Origin of the sequence: Adlercreutzia sp. ZJ138 (assembly GCF_011038935.1) — a bacterium.
Classification (GTDB): domain Bacteria; phylum Actinomycetota; class Coriobacteriia; order Coriobacteriales; family Eggerthellaceae; genus ZJ141.
Window position 1 is genome coordinate 1 of sequence record NZ_JAAKEA010000040.1, and the last position, 5,361, is coordinate 5,361.

Consider the following 5,361-nt stretch of genomic DNA (forward strand, 5'->3'; position numbering starts at 1 on the left):
CTTGCGCTTCGGGGGAGACCTCGAAAGCAAACACAAGCCCTGATAAGACCAAAGAGAGCAGGTCTTATGCAGGTTAGGGACCTTGAGAACCGGATACTGTGAGGCAGACATTTCGAAGACGATAAATAAGTTCTTCGTTTGCGGACGCCAGATGATGTATATGGATACAACCAAACAGTACGTGGGAAAAGAAATGAACAGGCGCATGAGCATATATACACACATACTCATGCGTTTTCTTTCAACGGAGAGTTTGATCCTGGCTCAGGATGAACGCTGGCGGCGTGCCTAACACATGCAAGTCGAACGGGAAACGCGCTTTTTAGCGCTGATAGAGTGGCGAACGGGCGAGTAACACGTGGCCAACCTACCCTCTGCTTCGGGACAACCTCGGGAAACCGAGGCTAATACCGGATACTCCACGCAAAGCGCATGCTTTATGTGGGAAAGCGTATACGGCAGGGGATGGGGCCGCGGCCCATCAGGTAGTAGGCGGGGTAGTGGCCCACCTAGCTTTCGACGGGTAGCCGGGTTGAGAGACCGACCGGCCGCATTGGGACTGAGATACGGCCCAGACTCCTACGGGAGGCAGCAGTGGGGAATTTTGCGCAATGGGGGAAACCCTGACGCAGCAACGCCGCGTGCGGGATGAAGGCCTTCGGGCCGTAAACCGCTTTCAGCAGGGAAGAATAATGACGGTACCTGCAGAAGAAGCCCCGGCTAACTACGTGCCAGCAGCCGCGGTAATACGTAGGGGGCAAGCGTTATCCGGATTCATTGGGCGTAAAGCGCGCGCAGGCGGCCACCTAAGCGGGACCTCTAATCCCGGGGCTCAACCCCGGGCCGGGTCCCGAACTGGGCGGCTCGGGTGCGGTAGGGGCAGGCGGAATTCCGAGTGTAGCGGTGGAATGCGCAGATATTCGGAGGAACGCCGATGGCGAAGGCAGCCTGCTGGGCCGTCACCGACGCTGAGGCGCGAAAGCTGGGGGAGCAAACAGGATTAGATACCCTGGTAGTCCCAGCCGTAAACGATGGGCGCTAGGTGTGGGGAGATACTCTCTCCGTGCCGAAGCTAACGCATTAAGCGCCCCGCCTGGGGAGTACGGCCGCAAGGCTAAAACTCAAAGGAATTGACGGGGGCCCGCACAAGCAGCGGAGCATGTGGCTTAATTCGAAGCAACGCGAAGAACCTTACCAGGGCTTGACATGCGCGTGAAGCCGGGGAAACCCGGTGGCCGAGTAGGAGCGCGTGCAGGTGGTGCATGGCTGTCGTCAGCTCGTGTCGTGAGATGTTGGGTTAAGTCCCGCAACGAGCGCAACCCCTGCCCCGCGTTGCCAGCATTGAGTTGGGGACTCGCGGGGGACTGCCGGCGTCAAGCCGGAGGAAGGTGGGGACGACGTCAAGTCATCATGCCCCTTATGTCCTGGGCTGCACACGTGCTACAATGGCCGGTACAAAGGGTTGCCACTGAGCGATCAGGAGCGGATCCCTAAAGCCGGCCCCAGTTCGGATCGCAGGCTGCAACCCGCCTGCGTGAAGTCGGAGTTGCTAGTAATCGCGGATCAGCATGCCGCGGTGAATACGTTCCCGGGCCTTGTACACACCGCCCGTCACACCACCCGAGTCGTCTGCACCCGAAGCCGCCGGCCGAACCTGAAAGGGGCGGAGGCGTCGAAGGTGCGGGGGGTGAGGGGGGTGAAGTCGTAACAAGGTAGCCGTACCGGAAGGTGCGGCTGGATCACCTCCTTTCTAGGGAGATACAATACATACCCAAAGAAAGACAAACTTAAGAAAAACCTACCCAGACTGTTCGGATATCGTATCCGGCGTCCTAATCTGTCCTTACAGTATTCGGCCCTCAAGGTCTCTGACACAGATGGGCTTGTAAACATCTTCGCACCTTGACAGTTGCATAGCGTTACAGTAATCGATCATATGTCATCAAATAGCTGATGACGATATAGCATCGAAACGATCGCAATTGTATCGATATGTAGATACCAAATAGATTATGCGCGGCTTAAAGATTAAGTCGCGAGAGTCTCTAAAAACATAAGAAGAGAGACAAAGATAGAAAAGGCGCACGGCGGATGCCTTGGCGCGGGAAGTCGATGAAGGGCGTGGCAAGCTGCGATAAGCTTCGGGGAGGCGCAAACAGCCTTAGATCCGAAGATGCCCGAATGGGGGAACCCAACAGGGGTCATGCCCTGTTACCCGCACCTGAATAAAATAGGGTGTGAGGAGGCAACCAGGGGAACTGAAACATCTAAGTACCCTGAGGAAAGAGAAATCAACCGAGATCCCGGTAGTAGCGGCGAGCGAAACCGGGTAAGCCCAAACCCATGCGCGCGGTAAAGCTTCGGGGCTTATGCCGTATGGGGGTTGTGGGACACATACCTGACAGGCCCGAAATCTGTCTATGGGGTTACAAACTTATCTGGTAGCAAAACGGCCTGGGAAGGCCGGCGAAACAAGGTGAAAGCCCTGTATGCGAAGTCAGATAAGCCCCAGATTGTGTTCCCGAGTAGGGCCGCTCACGTGAAAGGCGGTCCGAAGCTGGGGGGACCACCCTCCAAGGCTAAACACTCTCCCGCGACCGATAGCGAACCAGTACCGTGAGGGAAAGGTGAAAAGCACCCCGAGAGGGGAGTGAAATAGTGCCTGAAACCGTGCGCCCACAAGCAGTCGGAGCAGTCAATATGCACTGTGACGGCGTGCCTTTTGTAGAATGAGCCAGCGAGTCGCGGTGCGCGGCGAGGTTAAGGATAAACCGAGCCGTAGCGAAAGCAAGTCTTAAAACGGGCGACTTTGAGTCGCGCGCCGCGGACGCGAAGCCGGGTGAGCTACCCATGGGCAGGCTGAAGCGGGGGTAAGACCCCGTGGAGGGCCGAACCCACTTCGGTTGAAAACGGAGGGGATGACCTGTGGGTAGGGGTGAAAGGCCAATCAAACCCGGAGATATCTCGTTCTCCCCGAAATAGCTTTAGGGCTAGCCCCGCCTGTTTCCCCGCGGCGGTAGAGCACCGGATCCTCGAGGGGGCGTCAAAGCCTGCCGACGGGAGCCGAACTCCGAACACAGCGGGATTAAAAGGCGGGAGTCAGAGCGTGTGGGCTAAGCCGCACGCTCAAAAGGGAAACAGCCCAGACCGCCCGCTAAGGCCCCTAAGTCCGTGTTAAGTGGCAAAGGATGTGCGTTTGCCCAGACAGCCAGGATGTTGGCTTAGAAGCAGCCATGCATTCAAAGAGTGCGTAATAGCTCACTGGCCGAGTGGACATGCGCCGACAATTCACGGGGCTCAAGCACGGCGCCGAAGCGGCGGGATCGGAATTTTTCTGATCGGTAGGGGAGCGTTGCGCGCAGGATGAAGCTATACGGGTAACCGATAGTGGACCGCGCGCAAGTGAGGATGCTGGCATGAGTAACGAAAGCGGCGTGAGAAACGCCGCCGCCGAATGCCTAAGGGTTCCTGGGGAAGGCTAATCCCCCCAGGGTCAGTCGGGAGCTAAGGTAAGGCCGAAAGGCGTAGCCGATGCACAACAGGTAGATATTCCTGTACCGCCAACACTTCGATATTACCGATGGGGCGACGGAGAAGGGTAGCCGAGCGGGGTTCTGGACGTCCCCGTGAAAGCGTGTAGGGTACACCGCATGGAAATCAGCGGTGTGTTACAAACTTGAGACGCGAGACGAAGCCATACGGTGAAGTCGGTGATCCCATGCTTCTGAAAAAAACCTCTAGGGAGATGTGTTGGCGCCCGTACCAAAACCGACACAGGTAGGCAGGTAGAGCATACCGAGGCGATCGGGAGAACCATGGTTAAGGAACTCGGCATAATCGCCCCGTAACTTCGGGAGAAGGGGCGCCGCTTGAGGTGGATCCGCATGCCGGATATAAGCTTTAGGCGGCCGCAGCGAAAAGGCCCAAGCGACTGTTTACCAAAAACACAGGACTCTGCTTAAGTCAAAAGACGATGTATAGGGTCTGACGCCTGCCCGGTGCCGGAAGGTTACGCGGAGGAGTTAGTGCATTTTGCGCGAAGCCCCGAAGCTAAGCCCCGGTAAACGGCGGCCGTAACTATAACGGTCCTAAGGTAGCGAAATTCCTTGTCGGGTAAGTTCCGACCTGCACGAATGGCGTAACGACTTGGGCGCTGTCTCAACCATGGACCCGGTGAAATTGCATTGTTCGTGAAGATGCGAACCACCTGCGGAAGGACGGAAAGACCCCGTGAACCTTCACTGCAGCTTGGCATTGGCCGTTGGCTCGGCGCGTAGAGGATAGGCAGGAGGCTTTGAAGCAGAGACGCCAGTTTCTGTGGAGCCGCCCTTGGAATACTGCCCCCTCCGTTCCGGCGGCCTAACCCCTGTCCGTGAATCCGGCGGGGGGACCGTGCCAGGTGGGCAGTTTGACTGGGGCGGTCGCCTCCCAAAAAGCAACGGAGGCGCGCGTAAGGTTGGCTCAGGACGGTCGGCAACCGTCCCTTAAGAGCGCAAGAGTGTAAGCCAGCTTGACTGCGAGGGGGACATCCCGAGCAGGGACGAAAGTCGGCTCTAGTGATCCGGCGGCACCACGTGGAAGGGCCGTCGCTCAACGGATAAAAGGTACTCCGGGGATAACAGGCTGATCTTGCCCAAGAGTCCACATCGACGGCAAGGTTTGGCACCTCGATGTCGGCTCATCGCATCCTGGGGCTGAAGTCGGTCCCAAGGGTATGGCTGTTCGCCATTCAAAGCGGTACGCGAGCTGGGTTCAGAACGTCGTGAGACAGTTCGGTCCCTATCCTCCGCAGGCGTAAGGGAGTTGAGGAGAGCTGCCCCTAGTACGAGAGGACCGGGGTGGACGGACCTCCGGTGCAGCAGTTGTCGACCAACGGCATCGCTGCTTAGCCGCGTCCGGAACGGATAACCGCTGAAGGCATCTAAGTGGGAAGCCGCCTCCAAGATGAGCTCCCTTTTTGGTAAGGGCCCTTTAAGACCAAAAGGTTGATAGAGCGCAAGTGTAAGGCGGGCAACCGTTTGAGCTAAGCGCCACTAATCGCCCGAGCTCTTTGTTTTTCTCTACTCTCGCATAAGCAGTGTTGAGTCTAAAGCGATTCGTCTTTGTTAGCTATAATCAGTTGATTACTGTGCGCTATGCAACCGCCAGGGTAGCGAAAGATGCGCTACTCACAAGGTGTCGTATAGACGCGACGCGTTGGGCAAATCACCAAACGGTGTGCCCCCCGCGAGCGTGGCCATGGAGGCGGGGACACACCCGATACCGTTCCGAACTCGGTAGTTAAGCCCGCCATCGCCGAAAGTACTGCGGGGCAAGCCCGTGGGAGGATAGGGTGCCGCGCTCGCGGGGGGCACATGTGTG

3 rRNA genes are annotated in these 5,361 nt (G+C 57.6%); all 3 read left to right on the forward strand.

Annotated features, from left to right (window positions below):
• Positions 1-241 precede the first annotated feature (241 nt).
• Positions 242-1,750, forward strand: a 16S ribosomal RNA gene (locus G7Y43_RS10485).
• A 314-nt stretch (positions 1,751-2,064) separates the two neighbouring features.
• A 23S ribosomal RNA gene (locus tag G7Y43_RS10490) occupies positions 2,065-5,057 on the forward strand.
• Between the two features lie 171 nt (positions 5,058-5,228).
• Positions 5,229-5,344, forward strand: a 5S ribosomal RNA gene (rrf, locus tag G7Y43_RS10495).
• Together the 16S, 23S and 5S rRNA genes form the textbook arrangement of a ribosomal RNA operon.
• Positions 5,345-5,361 lie beyond the last annotated feature (17 nt).